The sequence below is a fragment of the Peribacillus sp. P4_C12 genome (genome assembly GCF_056402095.1).
Map to the genome: position 1 here is coordinate 1 of NZ_JBFUIB010000601.1, position 1,984 is coordinate 1,984.

At 39.1% G+C, this 1,984-nt stretch carries 3 protein-coding genes; all 3 read right to left on the bottom strand.

What is annotated here, in order from left to right:
* Positions 1 to 115 (bottom strand): YlxR family protein (locus AC1DUW_RS27030; RefSeq protein WP_477643950.1); only part of this gene is annotated, 115 nt, incomplete at its 3' end.
* A gap of 18 nt (positions 116 to 133) precedes the next feature.
* Positions 134 to 1,264, bottom strand: a complete 1,131-nt coding sequence (gene nusA, locus AC1DUW_RS27035) for a transcription termination factor NusA (RefSeq protein WP_053345359.1) — start codon at positions 1,262 to 1,264, stop codon at positions 134 to 136.
* A 42-nt stretch (positions 1,265 to 1,306) separates the two neighbouring features.
* Positions 1,307 to 1,780 carry a ribosome maturation factor RimP gene (gene rimP / locus AC1DUW_RS27040; protein ID WP_053345358.1) on the bottom strand — a complete coding sequence of 158 codons (474 nt, stop codon included), beginning with the start codon at positions 1,778 to 1,780 and terminating at the stop codon, positions 1,307 to 1,309.
* Positions 1,781 to 1,984 lie beyond the last annotated feature (204 nt).

Consider the following 1,984-nt stretch of genomic DNA (forward strand, 5'->3'; position numbering starts at 1 on the left):
GATCAAGGCTGACTTCCCCTTCTTTAGATCGAACGATACGTATGAGTTCTTTCTTCGGCTTCATTTCGCCTGTAGCCACACATTTACGCATCGGGATTTTTTTTCGGCTATTCATCTTTTTTCACCTCTAAATTTACTCGTTATCCTCTTCGAAATCTATATCCTCTTCATTCACATAGCTATCCCTGCTTAAAAGGAATTCCTGTTCTTCAACCGGGTAAATACCCGCTTCACGGGCTTCTGTTTCACTCTTGATATCAATTTTCCAACCAGTAAGTTTGGCAGCTAAGCGAGCATTTTGTCCACGCTTACCAATTGCAAGTGAAAGCTGATAGTCCGGAACGATTACAGTTGTCGCCTTTTCTTCTTCTTTTACGATAACTTCAAGTACTTTTGAAGGGCTTAAAGCATTCGCAACAAAGATAACCGGATTTTCGGACCATTTAACGATATCGATTTTTTCACCTTTTAATTCATTGACGATGGCCTGGACACGTTGTCCTTTTTGGCCTACGCAGGAACCGACCGGATCGACTTCTTCGTTTTCAGAGTGCACGGAGATTTTTGAACGGTCACCTGCTTCACGAGCAACTGACTTAATTTCTACTGTTCCATCAAAAATTTCAGGCACTTCGATTTCGAATAAACGTTTTAAAAGTCCAGGATGTGAACGGGATACAAAAATTTGCGGCCCCTTGGACGTCTTTTCAACTTTTGTGATAAAAACTTTAATACGATCATGAGGTTTATACTGCTCATTTGGCATTTGTTCATTAACTGGAAGCAATGCTTCGATTTTACCTAGACTCACATAGATAAATCGAGAATCCTGACGTTGAACAATCCCTGTCATGATATCCTCTTCGCGATCAATGAATTCAGCATAAATGATGCCGCGCTCTGCTTCACGCACTCTTTGAGTAACAACTTGCTTCGCTGTTTGTGCAGCAATGCGGCCGAAATCTTTTGGCGTTACTTCCATTTCGACAATATCCTCTAGCTGGTAGTTGGGATCAATCGCTCTTGCTTCTTCAACAGAAATTTCCAGACGTGAATCGAATACTTCATCTACAACGTCTTTTCTGGCAAATACACGCATTGTTCCTTTACCAAGATTCAAATCGATACGCACATTTTGCGCTTGGTTAAAGTTACGACGATATGCCGATATAAGAGCAGCCTCAATCGCGTCGATTAAAACTTCCCTGGAAATTCCTTTTTCGTTTTCTAAAATATAGAGAGCATCCAATAACTCATTGCCCATGGTGATCCCCCTTACGGATATTTAATTATTGATTTTCTTGACTTAAGAGAAGGTAATCGCCAATCTTGCTTTAGCTACCTTTTCGTATGGAATGACGATTGTTTTCTTTCTTGTCTTGATTTTGATTTCAAGCGTCACTTCGTTCCCATCGAAGCTGGTTAAGATTCCTTCAAATTCTTTTTCATCTAAAATGGGCTCGTATGTTTTTATGTAAACATTTTTACCGATAGCATTAAGGAAATCTTTCTCTTTTTTCAGAGGCCTTTCAGCTCCGGGAGATGAAACTTCGAGAAAATAAATTTGTGGAATTGGATCAACTTCATCAAGCTTTTCACTGAGCTTTTCACTCGCTTTTCCGCAATCTTCAAGATCTACGCCTGTTTCTTTATCAATGTAAACTCGAAGGAACCAGCTTTTACCTTCCTTCACATACTCCACTTCAACTAATTCAAGCTGCAATTCTTCAAGAATTGGTAATGCTAATTCTTCTACAACTTCCGTTACCTTTTTACTCATTTGTTTCCTCCATACGTGCGTTGTATGCGCTTGGTTTCGGATTCAAAATAAATGGTCAATACAACACGAAAGAGTGGGTTTCCCCACTCTTGCCATTGGTTCCTCTTAGTATTTCCAATAAAAATATACCATAATCAAGATATTTATGCAAATATCATGTCTGTTTCTTCCTTTTTATCAGACATGATATTTGCATAAATATCT

Coding starts and splice junctions, on each gene's coding strand:
- nusA (WP_053345359.1), bottom strand. CDS start 1,264: ATGGGCAATGAGTTATTGGATGCTCTCTATATTTTAGAAAACGAAAAA.
- rimP (WP_053345358.1), bottom strand. CDS start 1,780: ATGAGTAAAAAGGTAACGGAAGTTGTAGAAGAATTAGCATTACCAATT.